The sequence below is a fragment of the Roseibium sp. genome (assembly GCF_965216085.1).
Classification (GTDB): Bacteria; Pseudomonadota; Alphaproteobacteria; order Rhizobiales; family Stappiaceae; genus Roseibium.
This window is the reverse complement of sequence record NZ_OZ244138.1, coordinates 2,261,276-2,282,211: the sequence shown is the minus strand read 5'-3', so window position 1 is coordinate 2,282,211 and position 20,936 is coordinate 2,261,276. Positions and strand designations below refer to the sequence as shown.

Sequence of the window (20,936 nt, the reverse complement as noted above, 5' to 3'; positions counted from 1 at the left end):
AGCACGGGGTTCTTGGGTCTTTATGACCTCTGAGAACGATTAAGCGTTCACAGCGTCCTTCAGGCCTTTACCAGCCTTGAATTTCGGCGTCTTAGAAGCCGGGATCTGGATCGTTTCGCCAGTCCGCGGGTTCCGGCCTTCGGTAGCAGCACGTTCGGAAACAGTGAAGTTACCAAAACCGATGATGCGGACTTCGCCGCCGCCTTTCAGCGTTTCAGTGACAGCTTCAAAAGATGCGTCAACTGCTTCGCCTGCCTGTGCCTTTGTCAGGCCGGTCTTTTCTGCGACAGCTGCGATCAGATCGTTCTTATTCATAGCAGATACCTTTCTAAGAAACGGACGTATGCCGACGATTCCTGTCAGCGCCGTTGCGCGAAATTCGCGAGATTTGAGACGAAACGCAAGAGGTTTTTTCGCAGAAAACAGCCATTTTGACCAATTATTCAAAAGAAAAGCCCCGGTTTGGCCGGGGCTTGACATTTTATACATTGTTTGAGCGGTTTTAGTGGGCAACGACACCTGTTGTGTCGTCATCCGAACCTCCCGCCTTGGTTGCAGCTTCCGCCGCATCGGCATCCCATTCAATGGGCTCCGGCAAACGTACAAGAGCGTGTTTGAGCACCTCTTCCATGCCGGAAACCGGGATGATCTCGAGCGAGTTTTTCACCGAGTCCGGAATATCCGCCAGGTCCTTGGCATTGTCTTCCGGGATCATCACCAACTTGATACCGCCGCGCAAAGCCGCCAGGAGTTTTTCCTTTAGGCCACCGATTGGCAGGACCCGGCCGCGCAAGGTGATCTCACCGGTCATGGCAACATCGCGTTTCACCGGGATGCCGGTCATGGTCGAAATCACCGCGGTTGCCATGGCGATACCGGCAGACGGACCATCCTTCGGCGTCGCGCCTTCTGGCACATGCACGTGGATGTCGCGTTTGTCGAACAACGGCGGCTCGATGCCGAAATCAACAGACCGGGAGCGCACATAAGATGCCGCTGCCGAAATTGATTCCTTCATCACGTCTTTCAAGTTGCCGGTAACGGTCATTTTGCCTTTACCCGGCATCATGACACCTTCGATCGTCAGCAGTTCGCCGCCAACTTCGGTCCAAGCAAGACCGGTGACAACACCAACCTGATCTTCCAGTTCAGCCTCACCATAGCGGTACCGCGGTACACCGAGGTATTCCTCGACGAGCTCCGGCGTAACCGTGATGCTTTCCTTATCGCTCATCAGGATATCCTTGACCGATTTCCGGGCAAGGGTCGCCATTTCGCGTTCAAGGTTCCGCACTCCGGCTTCACGGGTGTAGCGGCGCACCACTTTTTGAAGCGCTTCGTCTTCGATGGTGAACTCACCTTCCCGCAGGCCGTGGTCTTTTTCAGCTTTCGGAATGAGGTGACGGCGGCAGATTTCCACCTTCTCTTCTTCCGTATAACCGGCAATCCGGATGATCTCCATCCGGTCCATCAAAGGACCCGGGATATTCAACGTATTGGCCGTGGTCACGAACATCACGTCTGACAGATCGTACTCGACTTCCAGATAGTGGTCCATGAAGGACGAGTTCTGTTCCGGATCCAGGACCTCAAGCAGTGCGGATGACGGATCGCCGCGGAAATCCATGCCCATCTTGTCGATCTCATCGAGCAGGAAGAGCGGGTTGGATTTTTTGGCTTTTTTCATCGACTGGATGACCTTGCCCGGCATGGAGCCGATGTAGGTCCGCCGGTGGCCACGGATCTCCGCTTCGTCGCGCACACCGCCCAGCGACATACGGACAAATTCTCGGCCCGTTGCCTTGGCAATCGACTTACCAAGCGAGGTTTTACCAACACCTGGAGGGCCGACGAGGCAGAGGATCGGACCACGCAATTTGTTGGCCCGGCTTTGAACCGCCAGGTATTCGACGATCCGCTCTTTGACCTTTTCTAGGCCATAGTGATCAGTGTCCAGCACGGTCTCGGCAAAGCTGAGATCGTGTTTGACCTTGGATTTCTTTGACCACGGAATGCCGATCAGCCAGTCCAGATAGTTCCGTACCACGGTCGCTTCCGCAGACATCGGGCTCATCTGTTTCAGCTTCTTGATCTCGGCAGCAGCGCGTTCGCGCGCTTCCTTGGTCAGCTTGGTCTTTTTGATCTTTTCTTCGAGTTCGGCAATCTCGTCCTTGCCGTCTTCGCTGTCACCCAGCTCCTTCTGAATGGCCTTCATCTGCTCATTCAGATAGTACTCGCGCTGGGTTTTCTCCATCTGGCGCTTGACGCGCGAACGGATGCGTTTTTCCACCTGCAGGACGGAAATCTCGCTTTCCATCATGCCAAGGACACGCTCAAGCCGTTCGGAGACAGAAACGACACCAAGGATTTCCTGCTTCTCCGGGATCTTGATCGCCAGATGTGAGGCAATGGTATCGGCCAATTTCGAATAATCGTCGATCTGGTTTACCGCGCCGAGAACTTCCGGAGAAACCTTCTTGTTCAGTTTCACATAGTTCTCAAACTCGGCGATCACGGAGCGCGCCAAAGCTTCCACTTCGATGTTTTCGCCGTCTTTTTCAGGCAAAACAGTCGCTGTGGCTTCGAAATAGTCTGAACGGTCGGAGTACTCACCGATTTGCGCGCGCGCGCCGCCTTCGACCAGCACTTTGACAGTGTTGTCCGGCAACTTCAGCAGCTGCAACACGGTTGCCAGCGTACCGACGTTGTAGATCTGGTCCGGATTGGGATCATCGTCGGCGGCATTCATCTGCGTCGCAAGGAGAATGTGCTTGTCGGTGGTCATCACCTCTTCAAGCGCCTTGATCGACTTCTCACGGCCAACGAACAGCGGAACGATCATATGCGGGAAGACGACAATATCGCGCAGGGGCAAGACGGGATACACAGACGTTGAGTCTGGATCAGTGGCGCGGATTTCTGCGTCGCTCATTTTTTTTCCTTTCTCGGCGTGTTCCGGCCCCACTCATTAAAAGGCAGCCAGAGACACTGGAAAACGGCTTTCAGCGGTATTTGCCGAGGGCCGGATCGTAAACACCCCGGATGGGCGTGCCGACGATCCGCACAAGCCGTCCTTTCGCTCTATTAGGTGGCTACCTGCCGCCCCGGTGTCAAGGCAATCGCGTCTTAAGAAACGGACTTGTCTGTTGACGACTCACCGGCACGGTGGATAACGCACCCCAAACCAAATTGGCTGTGCAAAAAACAAAAATGCCGCCCCCGAAAGAGCGGCACTTTCAAACGTCTAAACTTAAGCGCTTGCCGCTAGCTTACGCGCTCGTAGCAGAGGTTTCTTCGCGGTCTTCGTAGATATACAAAGGACGCGCTTCGCCATTCACCACTTCTGGTGAAATGACGACTTCCTTGACGCCCTTCAGACCCGGCAGCTCGTACATGGTATCGAGCAAGATGGATTCCAGAATAGACCGCAAGCCACGGGCACCGGTCTTGCGCTCGATCGCTTTTTGCGCGATCGCCCGCAGGGCGTCCTCGTGGAAAGACAGTTCGACCTGCTCCATCTCAAATAGACGCTGATACTGCTTGACGAGCGCGTTTTTCGGCTCGGTCAAAATAGTGATCAGCGCATCTTCGTCGAGGTCTTCCAGAGTGGCGATGACCGGCAGACGGCCTACAAATTCCGGAATGAGACCGAACTTCAGAAGATCTTCCGGCTCCAGCTCAGAGAAGAGCTCGCCGATCCGGCGGTCTTCAGGTGCATGGACCTGCGCCTGGAAGCCAATGGACGTCTGGGTGCCGCGGTCGGAAATGATCTTGTCGAGACCCGCAAACGCACCGCCACAGATGAACAGCATATTGGTGGTGTCCACCTGCAGAAACTCCTGCTGCGGATGTTTGCGCCCGCCCTGAGGCGGAACGGAGGCCACCGTGCCTTCCATGATCTTCAAGAGTGCCTGCTGGACACCCTCACCCGACACATCACGGGTAATCGACGGGTTGTCGGCCTTGCGGCTGATCTTGTCGATTTCATCGATGTAGACGATGCCCCGTTGCGCCCGCTCGACATTGTAGTCGGCCGACTGCAACAGCTTCAGGATGATGTTCTCAACGTCTTCACCGACATAACCGGCTTCGGTCAATGTCGTTGCATCCGCCATTGTAAATGGCACATCAAGGATGCGGGCCAGGGTCTGCGCAAGCAGTGTCTTGCCGCAACCTGTCGGACCAACCAGAAGAATGTTGGACTTGGCCAGTTCAACATCATTGTTCTTGGTGGCGTGGTTCAGACGCTTGTAGTGGTTGTGAACGGCGACCGACAGGACCTTCTTCGCGCTGCCCTGACCGATGACATAGTCATCCAGAACATCGCGGATTTCCTGAGGGGTCGGGATTCCGTCCCGAGATTTTACCAGCGAGGATTTGTTTTCCTCGCGGATGATATCCATGCACAGCTCGACACATTCATCGCAAATGAAAACAGTCGGGCCGGCGATCAGCTTGCGGACCTCGTGCTGGCTTTTGCCGCAGAAGGAGCAGTAGAGCGTATTCTTGGAATCGCTGCCGCTGGCCTTGGTCATGTAATCAACCTCGCGTTTCTGGGGCCTTCACCCCTTATCTTCCCGGATTTGGCCCAATAGAGCCAGATCCGAACTGAAAGCGTTAGACACCTAAAGTGCCGCACTTTCCTGTAGGATGTCACCATGGTTCGCCGTTAAAAATCAATATAGGTTTAAGGCGAAGGTGAAAACCCTGTGTTACCTATGGATTTTTCCGGCAAAACCACGGGAAATCGCCCCGTGATTATTGCACAAACCCGCAAATTACGACGTTTCTTCGCCGCCCAGGCTCATCCGATCCGTGATGACCTTGTCAACAATGCCAAATTCCTTGGCTTTGTCGGCGGTCATAAAGTTGTCGCGCTCCAGCGCTTCTTCAACCTGGTCCAAGCTTTGGCCGGTGTGCTTCACGTAAATTTCATTGAGCCGCCGCTTCATGGCCAGGATTTCCTGAGCATGCAGCATGATGTCGGCTGCCTGACCGCGGAAACCGCCGGACGGCTGATGAACCATGACGCGGGCATTCGGCAAAATGAAGCGCATGTCCTTTTCACCAGCAGCCAAAAGCAGAGAGCCCATGGACGCAGCCTGACCAATGCAGAGCGTTGACACCGAGGGGCGAATGAACTGCATGGTGTCGTAAATCGCGAGACCGGAGGTCACCAAGCCGCCCGGCGAATTGATGTAAATCGCGATTTCTTTAGACGGGTTTTCCGCTTCCAGATACAGAAGCTGTGCGCTCACCAGCGTTGCCATGTGATCTTCCACCGGTCCGGTCAGGAAGATGATGCGCTCCTTCAGCAAGCGCGAGTAGATATCGAAGGCCCGCTCGCCCCGGTTCGTCTGTTCGACAACCATCGGCACGAGAGTGTTCATGTAGATATCGACAGGATCCTTCATACCTCATCCATATGCTTGAGATGTTGCCCAAGGGCCTTGGGCAGAACACAGACCATGAAAGCGCATCGTTTCATGGCCCAATTCGAAAAAAGCGACATCCCATATATAGGGATGCCGCCCTCAACGCAAAGTCATGGCAGATGCGGCGTGAAAGCAAAGTTAAAGTTGCCGTCGCATCTGGGGATTATTCGGGATAAAAACGCCTTACGCGTCGTCTTCATCCTCAGAAACCAGCTTTTCCAGCTCTTCCTTGGTCACCGTCTTGTCGCTGACTTTTGCCAGCTCGAGCATGAAGTCGACGACTTTTTCCTCGTAGATCGGTGCGCGCAGGGACGCGAGCGCCTGCTGGTTGTTCTTGTAGAACTCGAACACCTGCTGTTCTTGACCCGGGAACTGACGGACCCGGTCATAAAGCGCACGCTGCATTTCTTCTTCGGTGACCTGAATGTCGTTCTTTTCACCGATTTCAGACAGCACCAGACCCAAACGGACACGGCGTTCAGCAATCTTGCGGTATTCCGCTTTAGCTTCTTCTTCCGTGGTCTCTTCGTCTTCGAAGGTCTTTTCGTTGCGCTTCATGTCTTCTTCGACCTGCTGCCAAACGACCTGGAACTCAGATTCCAGCAGTTTTTCCGGCAGTTCGAAAGAATAATGCTCATCGAGCTTGTCGAGCAGCTGACGCTTAACGCGCTGGCGGGTCATCTGGCCAAACTGGCCTTCGATCTGGCCGCGGACGATTTCCTTCAGCTTGTCGAGCGACTCAAGGCCGAGACCTTTTGCAAACTCGTCGTCGATCGCAGCTTCGCCTGGTGCGCCAACTTCCTTGACGACAACGTCAAAGGTCGCGGCTTTGCCAGCCAGATGGGCAGCCGGGTAGTCTTCCGGGAAAGTTACTTCAACAACCTTCTCGTCGCCTGCCTTGGTGCCGATCAGCTGATCTTCAAAGCCCGGGATAAACTGGCCTGAGCCCAGAACGAGCTGACCGTTTTCGTCAGCGCCGCCTTCAAAAGGCTCGCCGTCAACTTTGCCGAGGTAAGACATGGTGACACGGTCACCGTCTTCAGCTGCGCCGTCTTTTGCTTCAAACGGTGTGTTGTTCTTGGCAATGTCAGAAACCTGACTGTCGACTTCCTCATCGGCGATCTCAACGATCGGACGTTCAATCTCAAAGCCGCCGAAGTCAACGATTTCGAAGTCCGGCAGGACGTCGTAGGTCATCTTGAAGGACAGGTCGGCGTCACCGGCCAGGATCTTTTCAGCTTCTTCGTCCGGCAGATCGATTTCCGGTGTCAGCGCCGGGCGCTCGGAGCGCTCTTCAACGGCCTTCTGAGTAGTTTCCTGGATGGTGTTCGACAGGATCTCAGCCATTGCCTGGCGGCCATACATCTTCTTCAGATGCGCGACCGGAACCTTGCCCGGACGGAAGCCCTTGATGTTGGCCTTGGACTTCATGTCGTCCATGTATTCATCGAGTTTGGCTGCCAGATCGCCAGCCGGAATGTCGATCTTCAGCTCGCGCTTGAGGCCCTCGGCGAGGGTTTCGGTTACCTGCATGGGTTTTGCTTCGTCCTCGGTCCTGAGCGGCAATGCGCCCTGGAGGTGTTGATTATCAAAATTTCCGTGTGCCGCACCGCCCACTCCCCTTTTTGCAGGAGCATTCCAATAGCGGTGCACGCCTTAAGCAGAGCCCAAGACGCACGATGGGAGCGCGATAAAGGCTGGGGGCGAAAGTGTCAAGTCTTGCGGGCGATGAACCACCCGTTATTGACGCAGAAAACGGCTGTATATTCTTCAATCTGAGATCTGGGAAATGGCATTGAGCCACCCTGCTCGTTTCCCGGTCTTGCTAAACCCGCTTCGCGAGCGCCCTCAATTCCTATGCCCGCAATGGATTGGCTGGTCTACCCAGCGGTACAATTTGTCTTTGAAGGTATCCAGAAATTTTATCTCGACCTTGCGGCTTTCCAAACAAAAACCCTTGTGCGGTATGGCAGCCAAAGCTAGCAAATTGCTCTCTCTGCTCATGCGTCTCAATGCCCTCGATGGTGACAACAGCGCCAAGCTGCGCAGCGATCTTGACCACCATTTTGACGACATTGCGAACATCTTCAGAAGATCCGGCGGAAATCACAAAACTGCGGTCAATCTTGATTTCATCCCAAGCGAATTTTGCCAGGTAGGACAAACCTGAATACCCGGTCCCAAAGTCATCCAAAGAGACTCGAATACCCATGTTTTGAAACTGGCGCAGAACGGCGACGGTACGATCTAGGTCGGAAATCAAAACACTTTCAGTAATTTCCAGTTTCAGCCTGTGCGGATCAAGCCCAGTTTCGTCCAAGACCTTGCGCACGTCGCGAACAATGTCTGACCGCAAAATCTGCGACATAGAGAGATTCACGGAAATGGCAGCGTCAGATTCCCAACTGACCGCCTCGCGGCACGCTAGAAGCAAAATATGGCCACCAATATCAACAATATCTCCAGTCGTTTCCGCAATTGAGATGAACTCATCTGGTGCAATTTGACCAAGCTCTGGATGGGCCCATCTCGCCAAAGCTTCAAATCCCACACACCGGCCAGTTTGAATATCGAAGAAAGGCTGAAACACCGGCCGGATCTCATGATTTCGTGCCACCGACGGCAGAGCATCCTCCACCGCCTCCCTGCGCTTCATTTTCGTCCTCAAAGCATTGTTATAGGCGACCGCGCGCCGCTTCCCGCGCAATTTGGCTTCGGTCAGAGCAAGGTCGGCATCCATAATCAGATGAACAAAAGCCTGCTGCTGGTAGTTGGACTCCGCATAGCCAATCGACAATCCAAGGCTTACTTTCCCGGCTTCAGTTTCCATCGGCACATCCAAAGACTGCAACAGACTTCTGGCAAAATCAGGCAAGGACCAATCCTGATCACAATTCTCCAGGATGATCAGAAACTCATCGCCGCCCACTCGCGCAACCATTCCCGCTGCTCCGGACATTTCAACGGCTTTGATCAAATGCTGGCCAACTGCCTTCAGGGCTGCGTCGCCGACGATATGACCCAACATATCATTGATGCGCTTGAACCCATCTAAGTCCGCAGCAAGAACGCACACCCGTTGCGGCTTTTGTTGCGCGCTTGCCAGGGCCGTCAACTTTTCATCGACAGCAGTCCGGTTTGGCAGCCCTGTTACCGGATCGTGTTTTGCTAAGTGAGCAAATTTATGCGCATTCGCAACTGCCAGATCAGATGCGGATTTAAGCGATACGTTTTGCCTAATCGCTACAAAAAGCAACAGCGCACCAAGCCCCATAAGGAATTCAGAGATCCGCCTTTGAATTTGTTGCTGGTGCTGCAATTCTTCGCGGGCTGCAGCTGCCCGGTTCATACTCGTTTGATGCGACAACGATCCTAAATCATGAAAAATTCTCGAAAGTTGATTTGATTTCTCCATCAGCTCTTTACGCTCAGCGATTGCTGTGTGCTCTGAAATCAAGTCCTCAATGTCAACTAGGACTTGTTTGGCCTGCGCCAATCGCTCAATTCGATCAGTGTCTTCATTCACAAATTCACCAAAGGATCCCTGGCTCCATGTACCCAGGCGGCTTTTTACGATTGCAATTTGGAGATCAACACGTGTTTTTCCAGCATCATCTTGGAGAAGAAGATACGAGCTCAAGGCTGATTTTAGTTTTTCCACCTCGATGCGGCCATTGGCGCCATTCCAAGACGTGTCATGACGCATAGCCTGTTTGATCGACAGGCGTGCATTGTCGAAGGACGCGATATTGAGCGCTGTGAGCGACCCGAATATCAATATCCCGGCTATCAAATAAATCTGCCAAGAAAACTGGATTTTTGGCCACTGCATCCCGATAGCCTATTTCACGAGGATCTTGTTGGCCTGCCAAACGGATCTCGAGAAATAGATTTCACTTTGAAGATTCTTGTCTGAATCAAAGGGATAGATGACAAAAAGCGGCCCCTTGTCTTCAACTCCCATGTGTTTTCCATTCAGTTTCAGGGCAAGAATGGGGTTAAATTCTTCAAGGTCCCTCATCGGAATTGTCGCAGAATAATCATTGAGCGCGAAGACAGTTAGATCGTTGCCGAGTGCCCCGACATGCGCCAACAAACTCTTCAGCGGAACACCTTCAAAACGCACCACCCCATCATGCCAGGGCGTTGTTGTGGCGATTTCCGTTGACCCGAGCGCTTCCAAGTCATTGCGCGTGAACAGGATCTCCCCGTCCGCTGAAACATTGCCGCTGATTTTCAAAATGACCTGTTCCTCAGCATCGGCAACGGTCGACCATTGACCAACGATAAGAACAGCAACAAGTATTCCCGACAGACCTTTCCAAAAACAGGAAATCATTCAATTCTCCAGCAACTTCACAAAACCAACCCTTGCCCATCTGCAATATATTTGAAAAGGGTTTTGTAAATTTGCCGTTACCACTTAAACTTAATCAAAAATTACATATGACTTTATTGAACTTTTTCCGAATGAAAACATTGCCATCTATATTTATACTTATGTAGTTATCCGGTGACGGAAATTTCACTGACGAACTTACGGACTAAAACTGTTCGGGACCGGCATTCCCGGCTCTACAGCTTGCCTTACACTGCCACCACGCCAATTTGTTCGGATTGAAATCTGCTATGGGCATCACCGTCAAACTCGTCTTCGAGCTCAACACAGATGATCTGCTTGTTTTCCTCAATCAGGCAGCCAATCCGAGAAGCGAAAGAAACGCCCTCCCCCGCGGTTGCCAGAAAACTCATTCATGAGGCTGAGCGAAGAACCGCAGTTGTTTCGGACGATTCGCGGGCACCGGAAGTGAACATCCGGACTGCCCGCTAATTTCACCTAGATGAGATTTTGATATTTTATTGATTACTCATCGCTTTCAGTGGCGGACCGACGTCATCGGGGATCGGGCAAGCGTAAGGGTCGCGCGCGAGCTTTTCTTTGTGGGCCGTGATCGCCTGATCTAGAACTTCGCTGTCTTCGAACAGATCCACCGCGGTTCCTGCCATGATTTTCGCAGCATGCAGCATACCTTTGTGCGCAGCCGGAGCTTTGCCTTGCGCGGTCAACTGCCAAGTGTGGAACGGCGTTCCAACTGCACACGTCGCCACACGGGCCTGCACGGTCGGCACTGCCCAGCTGACATCGCCAACATCGGTCGAGCCCTCTCCGCCTTCACTTTGCCTATCGAGCGGAGCCACAAAATCGCAGAGTGCCATATCCAGATCCACCTCAGCGCCGATCCGCCGGAACGAGACGGTGATGTTGTCTTCACTGAGTGTGCTGCGGATTTTGTCAGCAAATTCCCGGTCTGTGTCGTCAAAGTCAGGCGCGCCCAATCTGTCGAGATTGCGCTGCATGGTCTCTTCCAAAGGACGGTTGCCGATCAAATTGGAAACCCCGCTGACGACGCTGGTCTCAACGGTTGTTTCCGTCATCAACGCTGCGCCTTCGGCTATCTTGCGCACCCGGTCGATCAGGCCGCGCAACTCTTTCAGATTTCTGGCCCGGACAAGCTGGCGGACAGTTGCTTTTGACTGCACAACATTGGGCGCAATCCCCCCAGCGTCCAAATAGGCATAATGCACCCGGGCATCATCGGGCATATGCTCCCGCATGTAATTGACGCCGACGTTCATCAACTCGATGGCATCCAGCGCACTGCGGCCGAGCTCGGGTGCGCCGGCCGCATGGGCCGCCAGGCCATGAAATGTGAAATCGATGCGCGTGTTGGCAAGTGAATTGGCTTCGTTGACCGCCGTAAACGTCGCCGGGTGCCAAGAGATTGCCGCGTCGACGTCATCAAACAATCCTTCGCGCACCATGAATGTCTTGGCCGCACCGCCTTCTTCGGCTGGACAGCCATAGTAGCGCACACGGCCTTTGAGGCCGCGTTCGGCGAGATAATCCTTAACTGCCGAAGCTGCCATAAGCGCGGCCGAGCCCAGAAGATTGTGCCCGCAGCCATGCCCGGGACCGCCAGCTTCGACGGGTTGATGTTCGGCAACGCCCGCTGTCTGTCCCAGTTCCGGCAGCGCATCGAACTCGCCGAGAATGGCGATCACAGGCCCTTCATCACCGGCCTCGCCAACGATTGCGGTCGGGATGCCGGCAACACCTTCAGCTATTTTGAAGCCTTCCTGTTCCAGCATCTTCTTGTGTTCGGCAACAGATTTGAACTCGGTGTAGGCGATTTCCGGGAGGTCGAAGACACGATCGGACAGACCGACATAATCCTCCCGGCGGGCATCGACCAAGTCCCAAACGCGATCAGTGTTTTTCATTTCTTCCTCCCAAAAGGCAGCACATACCCGCCGCGCCGCAGCAAAGTGGCACGTGGCAAGCAACTCGATTAACGATCCCGGCTGTGGGGATCAGACGTCCTTCCAATAGTGGCAAGCGACCGAATGGCTCTCGCCGAAGGTTTCAAGGCCAGGCTGTTCCCGGCGGCACGGATCTTGTGCGTGTGGGCAGCGTGGATTGAAATAACACCCCTTCGGCGGGTCCAACGGTGATGGAATCTCGCCCTCGATCGGCGCAAAATCGCGCTTTCTCTGATCGAGCCGCGGCGCTTCTGCCAGAAGCGCCTTTGTGTAGGGGTGTTTGGGCGCACTGAAGATTTCTTCAGTCGATGCACTTTCGACAATCCGGCCCAAATACATGATCGCCACGCGGTCGGCGATGTGCTCGACAACGCTCAAATCATGGCTGATGAACAGGTAGGTCAGGCCGAATTCTTCTCTCAAATCCATGAAGAGATTGATCACCTGGGCTTGGATGGAGACATCCAGCGCCGCGATGGCTTCGTCACAGACAAGAAACTTTGGTTTGACTGCGAGCGCCCGCGCAATACCGATCCGTTGACGTTGACCGCCGGAAAACTGGTGGGCATAGCGCCGCTTCAACGATGGATCGAGCCCGACTTTCCGCATGATGTCATCAACGTAGTCCGAAGCCTCAGACCGCGAGACAATGCCGTGAAACCGCGGCGCTTCGCCGATTATGTCCTCAACCCGCATGCGCGGGTTCAAACTGGCGAAGGGATCCTGAAAGATCATCTGAATTGCGAGGGTCGCAGCCCGCTGTTCGGCACTGGACATGGCGGCCACGTCGTTGCCTTGAAAGAGCAACTGACCTGAACTCGGTGCATGAATCCCAGCAACCACGCGGCCAAGCGTGGATTTACCACAGCCGGATTCCCCGACAAGGCCCAATACCTCACCCTCGCGGATATCTAGGTTCACTTCGTCGACCGCATGCACCACTTCTTCGCGGACATTGGCCCCCAGCTTCTGAGCGATTTTTCCGGCAACATCGAGCCGTTTCGCAAAACGTTTGGAGACGTTCTTAATCTCAACAAGTGGCGTGGTCATTGGGCTGCCACCTGTGCCTGGGGATTGAAACAACGCAGTTCGCGGTTTGCCACATGTTCCACTGGAGGCGGAGCTTTGCAGGCAGCGCTCGCAGCTCCACAACGCGGCGCAAAAGCACAGCCTTCGGGCAGAGCCAGCATGTTCGGTGTCATACCCTCAATCTGGAACAGCCGTTCGCCCCTTTTGTTGGCGGTCGGCACAGACCCCAGCAAACCAACGGTATAGGGATGCAGCGGGTGATCGATCACGTCGTCTGTTAGCCCCTGTTCAACGATCCGGCCGGCATACATCACCGATATTCGATCTGCGAGGCCGGCAACAACAGCAAGGTCATGGGTGATCCAAATCATCGCGGTTCCGGTCTGGCGCGTCAGCTTCTGCGCTTCGTGGATGATCTGCGCCTGGATGGTGACATCGAGCGCGGTCGTCGGCTCATCGGCGATGATCAAGTCTGGTTTGTTCAGGAAGGCGATGGCAATCGACACCCGTTGGCGCATCCCGCCAGAGAGCTGGTGCGGATAGGCTTTCAACCGCTCTTCAGGGGATGGAATGCCGACCAAACCAAGAGCGTCCCGGGAACGCTCCCAGGCTTCCCTCTTGGACACTTTCTCATGCGCGAAGATCGCTTCCATCATTTGGGAATCGATGCGCAAGACCGGATTTAGGGTCATCATCGGGTCCTGGAAAATCATCGAAATCCGGTTTCCGCGGATCGTTTTGAGTTTTTCCTCCGGCGCATTGGCAATGTCATCGCCATTGAACCGGATAGCGCCCTCAACGATCCGCCCGGGCTGATCAATGAGACCCAGAATAGAAAACCCCGTGATGGATTTTCCAGATCCAGATTCTCCAACAAGGCCCATCACCTCGCCCTTGTTGACGGTGAAGTCGACGCCATCGACGGCTTTGACAACACCGGCATGCGTGAAGAAATGCGTCTTCAGCCCGCTTACTTCCAGGACCGCGGTCATTTCTTAAGCCTCGGATTGAGAACATCTCGGAGTTGGTCTCCGACAAGGTTGATCGACGCCACGGTCATCAAGAGGGCAAAACCGGGAAAGACCGAAATCCAGTACCGGCCGGACAGCATGTATTCAAAGCCGTTGGCGATCAGAACACCCAGAGATGGTTCGGTTTGCGGCAATCCGACCCCCAGGAAGGACAGCGTTGCTTCCAATGAGACGGCATGGGCGGTCTGCACGGTGCCAACCACGATCAGCGGGGCAAGGCAATTCGGCAGGATGTGCCGGAAAACGACCCGCATCTTCGAAAGGCCCAGACATTGCGCGGCTTCGACGTATTCCTTGCCGCGTTCCACCAAAGCCGTCGCCCGGACCGTTCGGGCATAGTAGGCCCACTGGGCCACCACAAGGGCCAGGATGATCTTGTCGACCCCTTTTCCAAGAGCTGCGACCAGCATCAAGGCCACCAAGGACGCCGGAAAAGACAATTGCAAATCGACCACCCGCATGATGATGGCTTCGGTCCGGCCGCCGGCATAAGCAGCGATCAAGCCCACTGTCATACCGATGAAGAGGGCGATCACCCCAGAGGCGAGGCCAACGGAAATTGAGATCCTGAGACCATATAGGATCGCCGAATAAAGATCCCGGCCGGCTCCATCAGATCCGAGCCACATGGTGTATCCGGCAAAGGCTTCAGATCCGGGCGGCAACCGCCCATCCAAAACGTCCACCTGGGCAAGATCATAGGGGTTTTGTGGCGTGATCCACGGAGCCAAAATCGCCAGAAGCAGAATGATCGCGAGGATGCAGAAGGCGGCCGTGGCAATGCGGCTTTCGAAAAACTCCGCCCGAAACCGTTGAAAAGGTGTTTCCACCTTGACCGTGGCCGGAGTTGACGACGAAATCGTAGTATCGGTCATGCGCCCTGATCCTGCAGACGGACACGCGGGTCCAGGATTGAATAGAGAATATCGACGACCAGATTGATCACGACAAAGAACAGGACCATGATCATCAGGTAGGCGACGACCACAGGCCGATCGAGTTGCAGGATCGCATCGATCAGGAGCTTGCCCATCCCAGGCCAGGCAAAGATTGTTTCGGTGACGACCGAAAATCCAATGAGGCTGCCGAATTCCAGTCCCATGACAGTAACCACCGGGATCATGATGTTTTTCATGACATGAACGAAGATGATGCGCTGTGTCGAAACGCCTTTTGCGCGGGCGTATTTGACATAGTCCTGGCTCATCGCTTCACGTACCCCGGCCCGCGTCAGCCTGATCGCCAGTGAGATCTTTAATAGCGCAAGGTTAAGCGCGGGAAGCATAATGTGGGTCAAGCCGTCCCAAGTCGCCAAACTGGTCTGGATTCCAAAGACTGAGGCTGTATCCCCGCGGCCGGTTGATGGCAGCCAGCCAAGTTCAACGGCGAACAGCAAAATCATCATCAACCCGACCCAGAATGTGGGCAGGGAAAACCCAAGGATTGATCCGGCCATAATGCCCTTCGACACCACGTGGTCCGGATAAAGGCCAGAGTAGAGACCAAGCGGAATTCCGATCACGATCGCCATCATCAGCGCGCTGAACGCCAGCTCGAGCGTTGCCGGCATATGATGGAGGATCAACTTCAGAGCCGGTTCGCCGAAGATGAAGGAGTCGCCGAGATTGCCCTGCGCGGCCCCTTTCAGGAACAGAAGGTATTGCTCCCAAATCGGGCGGTCGAGCCCAAGACGGCGGATCGCGGCTTCAATGTCTGCCTGATCTGCATCAGGGCTGACCAGCATGTAAACCGGATCGCCAACAATATTCACTCCGAAGAAGACGATCACCGACATGAGAAACACGACGAAGATCGCCTGCATCAGCCGGCGGATGACAAAAACAGACATGAGAGGTTCTCAGTTCAGGGGGAGAACCGGACCGCTGACAGCAGCGGTCCGGTAACTGCCAGTTATTCCTTCACGACACCCATGGCGAGTGTGTACTCGTCGGTGCGGGGAATATATTTCAGGCCCTTTTTGGTGGCCCAAGTGTTGACCTGGAAGTGGGTCGGGATGATAGCAACATCACCGATGGCCATTTCGGTGGCCTTGGCCAACAGGTCCTGGCGCTTTTCGTCATCCACGGTCCGCAATGCTTCTTCGATCGTTGCATCGATTTCGGCATTGGAATGACGGCCACGGTTCGAAGACCCAAAGCCCTGGTCTTTGTCATAGGTGTGGATCAGGGATTTCAGCGGTGAAGAGGCTTCACCAGAGCCTGCACCCCATCCAACCAGGATAAAGCTGAACTCCGGCTGACCATCCGCGCCGCCGCGGGACGCCCGGCCGAAATAGACGGACCGTGGCATTGTTTCCACTGCCGTCTTGATGCCGATACGTGTGAGCATCTGTCCGATTGCTTCCACGATCTTAGCGTCGTTGATGTAACGGTCATTCGGGCCATGAATGGTCAACTGAAAACCGTCCGGATAACCGGCTTCGGCCAGCAAGGCTTTTGCGCCTTCCGGATCATACGGTTCAGGCTTCAGTTTGCTGGAAACGCCGAAGAAGCCTTCTGGCAACAACTGACCAGCAGGAATAGCCACGCCTTCCATCACGCGTTCTACGATTGCATCCCGGCGGATCGCCTTGGAAATAGCCAGGCGGACGCGCTGATCCAACAGCGGGTTTTTGATATCCGAACCATCATTGCCTTTCACAAACGGCGAGTTCTCGCGGAACTGGTCCATGTGAAGATAAATAACCCGGTTGGAGACACCTTGGCTGAGCTGAAGATCGGCTTTTTCGCTCAAGGTCTTGATATCGGTCGTCGGAACGGCCGCAATCATGTCAACGTCGCCGGCAAGAAGCGCAGCCACCCGGCTTGGGCCGGACTTGATCGGACGGAACTCAACTTCGCTCCAGGCCGGAGCATCGCCCCAATAATCGTCGTTCCGGACCAGGTTGATGCTTTCGCCTGGCTTGTAGCTTGAGAACTTGAACGGACCCGTGCCGATAGCAGCTTTACCGGAGTTGAAGTCTTCGGTTGCTGCGCCGCAGCCGGCACTGTCTGAGACCACCGGGACGTTGGAGATATCATTCGCCATCAGCGGATAAGGCGCCGCTGTGATGGCATGAACTGTGTAGTCATCGATTTTCTTGAAGGTTTTGCCCTTCAGGTAAGTGCCGTAGCTCGACGGGGAGTTCGGCACATCCGGTGCACGTTCCATGGTGCAGACGACATCGTCGGCTGTAAAATCGGATCCATCGTGGAACTTGACGCCTTCGCGCAGTTTGAATTCCCAGGTCAGGTCATCGATCGGCTTCCAAGACACAGCCAGGCCTGGCGACAGGCGCTGCTTTTCGTCCTGAGCAATCAGCCGGTCAAAGATGTGAACCGACATGGCGTTGTTTGGACCCAGATTGTGAAAATGGGGATCCATCGCAGTTGGCTCAGAGGCCAAGCCGATGGTTAGTTTTTCTGCGGCAGCTGCTCCAGTTAATAACGCGAGCGCGCTTACCGTTGCAGCAGCAACAGCTGTTAGTTTTCTCATAACAATGTAACTCCCTCGGAAGGTGCGATATCCGTTTTCCGGACTTTTGCCGCACGATGGAAAGGATGTTAGCTTGCAGAAAATTCATTGCCAACTGGAAAGTTAATCCATTTCTGCATAGGATAATTCAACTTGGATACTGACTATGACGAAAATGGGATCCTCACCTTATGGCAGAACCGCGACACAGATTGAGGGAAATGGAAGCGCTGCGTGCCTTGGTCACTACCGGCACGACGATTGGCGCCGCCCGCCGGCTTGGTGTGTCACAATCCTCGATTAGCCGGGCATTGGGACAGCTCGAACAACGCGTTGGCCGGTCGCTGTTTTTGCGAAGTGCCGGTAAGATTGAACCGACGGCCGCCGCCCTCCGGCTCAACGACCAGCTCGACCCGCTTTTTGAGACGCTGGCCTTGATCGAAGGCGCTGAATGGGCATCAGCAGATGAAGAGCCGCTGCGCTTGATTGTTCCGCCGACGCTCGCGCACAACTACATCATTTCCAGAGTTGCCGCTTTCCTAAAACAGAATCCGGGCAAGAACCTTCAACTCGACATTCAAGCAACGGATGTCTTGGTCTCCGGCATACTCGACCTGCACTACGATCTTGGCCTGACCAGCGCTATGATCCGGCGTTCAGGCGTGACCCTCCTTCCCTGGCGGCGCTCCAAGGTGGTTTGCGCCATGCCAGCCGGCCATCCCTTGGAAGAAAAAGACATCATCACCCCGTCGGATCTGGAGGGCGTGGAGCTGATCGAATTTCTGAGACGACTTGGGACACGCGCTATCACAGAACAGCTCTTTGCCAGAGCGGGTGTCAGACCGCGCACCGTCGCAGAAACAGCAACCAACATGGCAGCCATCGAATTGGTACGGGCAGGACTTGGCGTTACCCTGCTCAACCCGTTTCCCGTCTTGTCCAAGGGGATGCCGGGCATCTCGGTCCGGCCCTTCGACGCGCCAATCACCTACGACACCAGCTTCGTTTTGCCGACCGGACGGCAACCGTCCGAACTCGCCCAGCAATTCATGGAATATGTGAAGGACACCACGGAGCCAGACGATTATTCGGAGCCTGTTTAGCCGCGCACGTCTTCCGGCCAAACTGTATCTGGATCCAGTGGGAAACTTGGACGCGGAAGGTATTGAAACGGCCAACGTTCAAGAACGGGGCTCGTCAAGCCCGCCGTATCGACTTCATAGACCTGATCGGGCGCGAACCATTGGTCAAATCCAGCGCGGAAATGGCCCCGGGATTTCACCACCACACACTTGGCAGCACCGACATCCAGTCCAAGCATGTGAAAGAAGACGGGATCCGCCGTTTGTGCCCGGTCAGAGATGACAACAACCTTTAAACCGCCGAGATCCAAGGCGGCGCAGGGCCCTAGATGCATCCGGCGGCCTTGGGTAATGCCCCGTTCTCCGACAACGTCTCCGTCATGTAGGGCAAGCACCTTGGCTTCTGCTTCAAACGGGCAATTCCATTGTTCCCAGATTTCTGTTCCAGCATTGCGGTTGAAAGTTGCAGAAAAGCTGGCTCCGACGCCTACCTGGTACGCTTCGGCTGCCAGGTCAGGATCGAAGAACGATCCATAGATCACGTCCTTTGCGCCGCTGGCGCAAAGAGCGCTCAAAAGCTCCGTGGTCCGGCCGGACCCGCCACCGCCCGGGTTGTCGCCGGCGTCGGAAAAAATCACGGGCGCTTTTCCAGGATTGCTTGCCAACGCGACAGCTTGATCGATGGACGTGAGTTCCCGGACAAACCGGTCCCGGTTTTGCCAGGCACGTTCCACAATTTCTCCCGCCAAATTTTCTGCTTGTTTCTGATCATCGCGGGCCGTCACAACCACACTCAAACCGTTGTCCGGCGTGTCGGAAAAGACAAAATTGCCGAACACTGAGACGTTCAGGATCGTTCCGCCCATCTCCGCCTGGCGGCGCTGTCCAAAGTCGATCAGATCGCCATAAGGCCCATCCGCCGTTAAGAGCGTGACCGATGCCGGAACAATTGGCGGGCGCTTGAGGACAGTTTTTGGCCTTGTGCCGCTGGAAAGACAGCGCCGCAGTGAAAATGCTGCCTCTTCACCACGCTCTATCATATCGACATGCGGGTTGGTCCGGTAGCCGACAATCAGATCACAGGCATCCACCATCTTGGACGACATGTTTGCATGAAGATCCAGAGTGCTCACGATGATCGGCTTGGGGCCAACGACCTCTCGCACGCGTGTCATAAGATCACCGTCCGGATCGTGGCTGTGTTCGGCGACCATTGCCCCGTGATTGCAGATATAAACAGCATCAAAGGGACCATTCTCCGATAGATGCCGGACAATATTCTCGCAGATTGAATCAAAGACATCTTGTTTCACTGGCCCGGCCGGATGGCTTGCCGCAAGTGTACAGGGGACGGACTGCCAGTCGCGGGTGGCGTCCATGGCCCGGACAAAAGCAGCAAACTCGGTCGCCAAGGTCGGCGTTACGGACCGCGCTTCTTTAAGCAGGGCCTCCCCGTCAAGCCACGTCAAAGAGCGAAAATCTTCCTCATCGGCTGGACGTGCGAACCGGTTTGATTCCAGTATCATGCCCAGAAGCGCAACCTTGGGTGATGCCAACACTCTTCCTCCCGCAAGCGACCATTTCTTAAGGAACACCACCTGATGAGGGAAATCAATATTCCGAACGCTTATCCGGTCGAGCTCAACCCGCCGGACATTTCTCCTTATAAATCGGGCAATTCGGGTATTCCATATCTCTGGCGCTTTGACAGTGGCACGGCCGGGCCGAACGTTATGATCAGCGCCATCGTTCATGGCAATGAGCCTTGTGGAGCCATAGCGCTCGACTGGCTGATGACACGCGAGACACGGCCCATCGCCGGGTCATTGACGTTAGCATTCATGAACGTTGCAGCTTATGAGGCTTTTGACCCAGCCGACCCGAACGCATCCCGATGGGTCGATGAAGACTTCAACCGGATCTGGGGCGAGGATGTGCTGAACGGAGACCGCGATAGCAGCGAGTTGCGCCGCGCACGGGAAATTTTGCCAGCCCTGGAGACCATCGATTTTCTGTTCGACATCCACTCAATGCAGCATCCCGCTCCGCCCCTGATGATGAGCGGCAGGCATGCACGGGCAAAAACCCTGGCAGCTTCAATCGGGGTTCCGGAACGGTTGGTTGGTGACGCTGGCCACGCCGCAGGCAAACGGTTGCGGGACTTTGGTCCGTTTGATGACCCAAGTGCCAGTCAAACAGCTCTTTTGATTGAGTGCGGCCAGCATTGGGCTGCGTCGACCGGAGATCTTGCCAAGGAAGCTTCAATCCGGTTTCTCTGCGCGGCCGGGATTCTGCCTTTGGAGGCGCTCGAAGAATTCCCCGCGCCGCAGGCACGTCAGTCAGCCTTCACAGTCATTGAAGCTGTAACGATCAAGTCAGAGGCTTTTACCTTCGCTCACCCCTTTATCGGCGGTGAGGTGATTGCGCAAAAGGGAACGCTCATTGGCTTTGACGGAGATGAGCCGGTTGTGACACCTGAGGACGATCTGATGTTGGTAATGCCCTCAAAACGGCTCTGGAAAGGACAAACCGCAGTTCGGCTCGCACGGCGCGACGATTGAGTT

Annotated in this window: 16 protein-coding genes; 2 read left to right on the top strand and 14 right to left on the bottom strand. The window is 54.9% G+C overall.

The window, feature by feature from the left end; genetic code table 11:
- Positions 1-39 precede the first annotated feature (39 nt).
- The 13 genes from ACOOFE_RS10555 to ACOOFE_RS10495 form a co-directional block, all read right to left on the bottom strand.
- On the bottom strand, positions 40-315 hold the full coding sequence (locus ACOOFE_RS10555) for an HU family DNA-binding protein (protein WP_141186390.1): 276 nt from the start codon (positions 313-315) through the stop codon (positions 40-42).
- Positions 316-502: 187 nt separating this feature from the next.
- Complete coding sequence (lon, locus tag ACOOFE_RS10550; RefSeq protein WP_420414882.1) at positions 503-2,932, bottom strand: endopeptidase La; 2,430 nt, start codon at positions 2,930-2,932, stop codon at positions 503-505.
- A gap of 337 nt (positions 2,933-3,269) precedes the next feature.
- Positions 3,270-4,535, bottom strand: coding sequence for an ATP-dependent Clp protease ATP-binding subunit ClpX (clpX, locus tag ACOOFE_RS10545; protein ID WP_141186388.1), 1,266 nt, complete (start codon positions 4,533-4,535; stop codon positions 3,270-3,272).
- A gap of 243 nt (positions 4,536-4,778) precedes the next feature.
- The gene (locus tag ACOOFE_RS10540; RefSeq protein WP_141186387.1) at positions 4,779-5,414 is read right to left on the bottom strand and encodes an ATP-dependent Clp protease proteolytic subunit; all 636 of its coding nucleotides are present in this window, start codon (positions 5,412-5,414) and stop codon (positions 4,779-4,781) included.
- Between the two features lie 204 nt (positions 5,415-5,618).
- Complete coding sequence (tig, locus tag ACOOFE_RS10535; protein ID WP_420414881.1) at positions 5,619-6,968, bottom strand: trigger factor; 1,350 nt, start codon at positions 6,966-6,968, stop codon at positions 5,619-5,621.
- Positions 6,969-7,290: 322 nt separating this feature from the next.
- Positions 7,291-9,267 (bottom strand): putative bifunctional diguanylate cyclase/phosphodiesterase, encoded by a 1,977-nt coding sequence (locus tag ACOOFE_RS10530; RefSeq protein WP_420414880.1) that lies wholly within the window; start codon positions 9,265-9,267, stop codon positions 7,291-7,293.
- Between the two features lie 9 nt (positions 9,268-9,276).
- Positions 9,277-9,774, bottom strand: a complete 498-nt coding sequence (locus tag ACOOFE_RS10525; protein ID WP_420414879.1) for a molybdopterin-dependent oxidoreductase — start codon at positions 9,772-9,774, stop codon at positions 9,277-9,279.
- A 518-nt stretch (positions 9,775-10,292) separates the two neighbouring features.
- The gene (locus tag ACOOFE_RS10520; protein ID WP_420414878.1) at positions 10,293-11,717 is read right to left on the bottom strand and encodes a M20 family metallopeptidase; all 1,425 of its coding nucleotides are present in this window, start codon (positions 11,715-11,717) and stop codon (positions 10,293-10,295) included.
- Positions 11,718-11,807: 90 nt separating this feature from the next.
- Positions 11,808-12,806, bottom strand: a complete 999-nt coding sequence (locus tag ACOOFE_RS10515) for an ABC transporter ATP-binding protein (protein WP_420414877.1) — start codon at positions 12,804-12,806, stop codon at positions 11,808-11,810.
- Positions 12,803-13,777 carry an ABC transporter ATP-binding protein gene (locus ACOOFE_RS10510; RefSeq protein ID WP_420414876.1) on the bottom strand — a complete coding sequence of 325 codons (975 nt, stop codon included), beginning with the start codon at positions 13,775-13,777 and terminating at the stop codon, positions 12,803-12,805. The genes ACOOFE_RS10515 and ACOOFE_RS10510 overlap by 4 nt, the downstream gene beginning before the upstream one ends.
- Positions 13,774-14,691: an ABC transporter permease gene (locus ACOOFE_RS10505; RefSeq protein ID WP_141186380.1), complete on the bottom strand. Its 918-nt coding sequence runs from the start codon at positions 14,689-14,691 to the stop codon at positions 13,774-13,776. The genes ACOOFE_RS10510 and ACOOFE_RS10505 overlap by 4 nt, the downstream gene beginning before the upstream one ends.
- Positions 14,688-15,665 carry an ABC transporter permease gene (locus ACOOFE_RS10500; RefSeq protein ID WP_420414875.1) on the bottom strand — a complete coding sequence of 326 codons (978 nt, stop codon included), beginning with the start codon at positions 15,663-15,665 and terminating at the stop codon, positions 14,688-14,690. Before ACOOFE_RS10500 ends, ACOOFE_RS10505 begins: the two co-directional genes overlap by 4 nt.
- 62 nt (positions 15,666-15,727) lie before the next feature.
- On the bottom strand, positions 15,728-17,311 hold the full coding sequence (locus ACOOFE_RS10495) for an ABC transporter substrate-binding protein (RefSeq protein ID WP_420414874.1): 1,584 nt from the start codon (positions 17,309-17,311) through the stop codon (positions 15,728-15,730).
- Positions 17,312-17,481: 170 nt separating this feature from the next.
- Here ACOOFE_RS10495 and ACOOFE_RS10490 point away from each other — a divergent pair, with 170 nt between their 5' ends.
- Positions 17,482-18,393, top strand: a complete 912-nt coding sequence (locus tag ACOOFE_RS10490) for a LysR family transcriptional regulator (protein ID WP_420414873.1) — start codon at positions 17,482-17,484, stop codon at positions 18,391-18,393.
- Here the strand turns inward: ACOOFE_RS10490 and ACOOFE_RS10485 are convergent.
- On the bottom strand, positions 18,390-19,931 hold the full coding sequence (locus tag ACOOFE_RS10485) for a M81 family metallopeptidase (RefSeq protein ID WP_420414872.1): 1,542 nt from the start codon (positions 19,929-19,931) through the stop codon (positions 18,390-18,392). The two genes, ACOOFE_RS10490 and ACOOFE_RS10485, sit on opposite strands and share 4 nt — an antisense overlap.
- A 42-nt stretch (positions 19,932-19,973) precedes the next feature.
- On the opposite strand from ACOOFE_RS10485, the gene ACOOFE_RS10480 reads away from it, so the two are divergent.
- Positions 19,974-20,933, top strand: coding sequence for a succinylglutamate desuccinylase (locus ACOOFE_RS10480; RefSeq protein ID WP_420414871.1), 960 nt, complete (start codon positions 19,974-19,976; stop codon positions 20,931-20,933).
- Positions 20,934-20,936: the final 3 nt, after the last annotated feature.

Bases quoted from the DNA above. Each gene is read 5' to 3' on its own strand.
- clpX (WP_141186388.1), bottom strand. From the start codon at position 4,535: ATGACCAAGGCCAGCGGCAGCGATTCCAAGAATACGCTCTACTGCTCC.
- tig (WP_420414881.1), bottom strand. From the start codon at position 6,968: ATGCAGGTAACCGAAACCCTCGCCGAGGGCCTCAAGCGCGAGCTGAAG.
- ACOOFE_RS10480 (WP_420414871.1), top strand. From the start codon at position 19,974: ATGAGGGAAATCAATATTCCGAACGCTTATCCGGTCGAGCTCAACCCG.
- ACOOFE_RS10525 (WP_420414879.1), bottom strand. From the start codon at position 9,774: ATGATTTCCTGTTTTTGGAAAGGTCTGTCGGGAATACTTGTTGCTGTT.
- ACOOFE_RS10555 (WP_141186390.1), bottom strand. From the start codon at position 315: ATGAATAAGAACGATCTGATCGCAGCTGTCGCAGAAAAGACCGGCCTG.
- ACOOFE_RS10505 (WP_141186380.1), bottom strand. From the start codon at position 14,691: ATGACCGATACTACGATTTCGTCGTCAACTCCGGCCACGGTCAAGGTG.
- ACOOFE_RS10495 (WP_420414874.1), bottom strand. From the start codon at position 17,311: ATGAGAAAACTAACAGCTGTTGCTGCTGCAACGGTAAGCGCGCTCGCG.
- ACOOFE_RS10515 (WP_420414877.1), bottom strand. From the start codon at position 12,806: ATGACCACGCCACTTGTTGAGATTAAGAACGTCTCCAAACGTTTTGCG.
- ACOOFE_RS10540 (WP_141186387.1), bottom strand. From the start codon at position 5,414: ATGAAGGATCCTGTCGATATCTACATGAACACTCTCGTGCCGATGGTT.
- ACOOFE_RS10520 (WP_420414878.1), bottom strand. From the start codon at position 11,717: ATGAAAAACACTGATCGCGTTTGGGACTTGGTCGATGCCCGCCGGGAG.
- ACOOFE_RS10510 (WP_420414876.1), bottom strand. From the start codon at position 13,777: ATGACCGCGGTCCTGGAAGTAAGCGGGCTGAAGACGCATTTCTTCACG.
- ACOOFE_RS10530 (WP_420414880.1), bottom strand. From the start codon at position 9,267: ATGCAGTGGCCAAAAATCCAGTTTTCTTGGCAGATTTATTTGATAGCC.
- ACOOFE_RS10500 (WP_420414875.1), bottom strand. From the start codon at position 15,665: ATGTCTGTTTTTGTCATCCGCCGGCTGATGCAGGCGATCTTCGTCGTG.
- lon (WP_420414882.1), bottom strand. From the start codon at position 2,932: ATGAGCGACGCAGAAATCCGCGCCACTGATCCAGACTCAACGTCTGTG.
- ACOOFE_RS10490 (WP_420414873.1), top strand. From the start codon at position 17,482: ATGGCAGAACCGCGACACAGATTGAGGGAAATGGAAGCGCTGCGTGCC.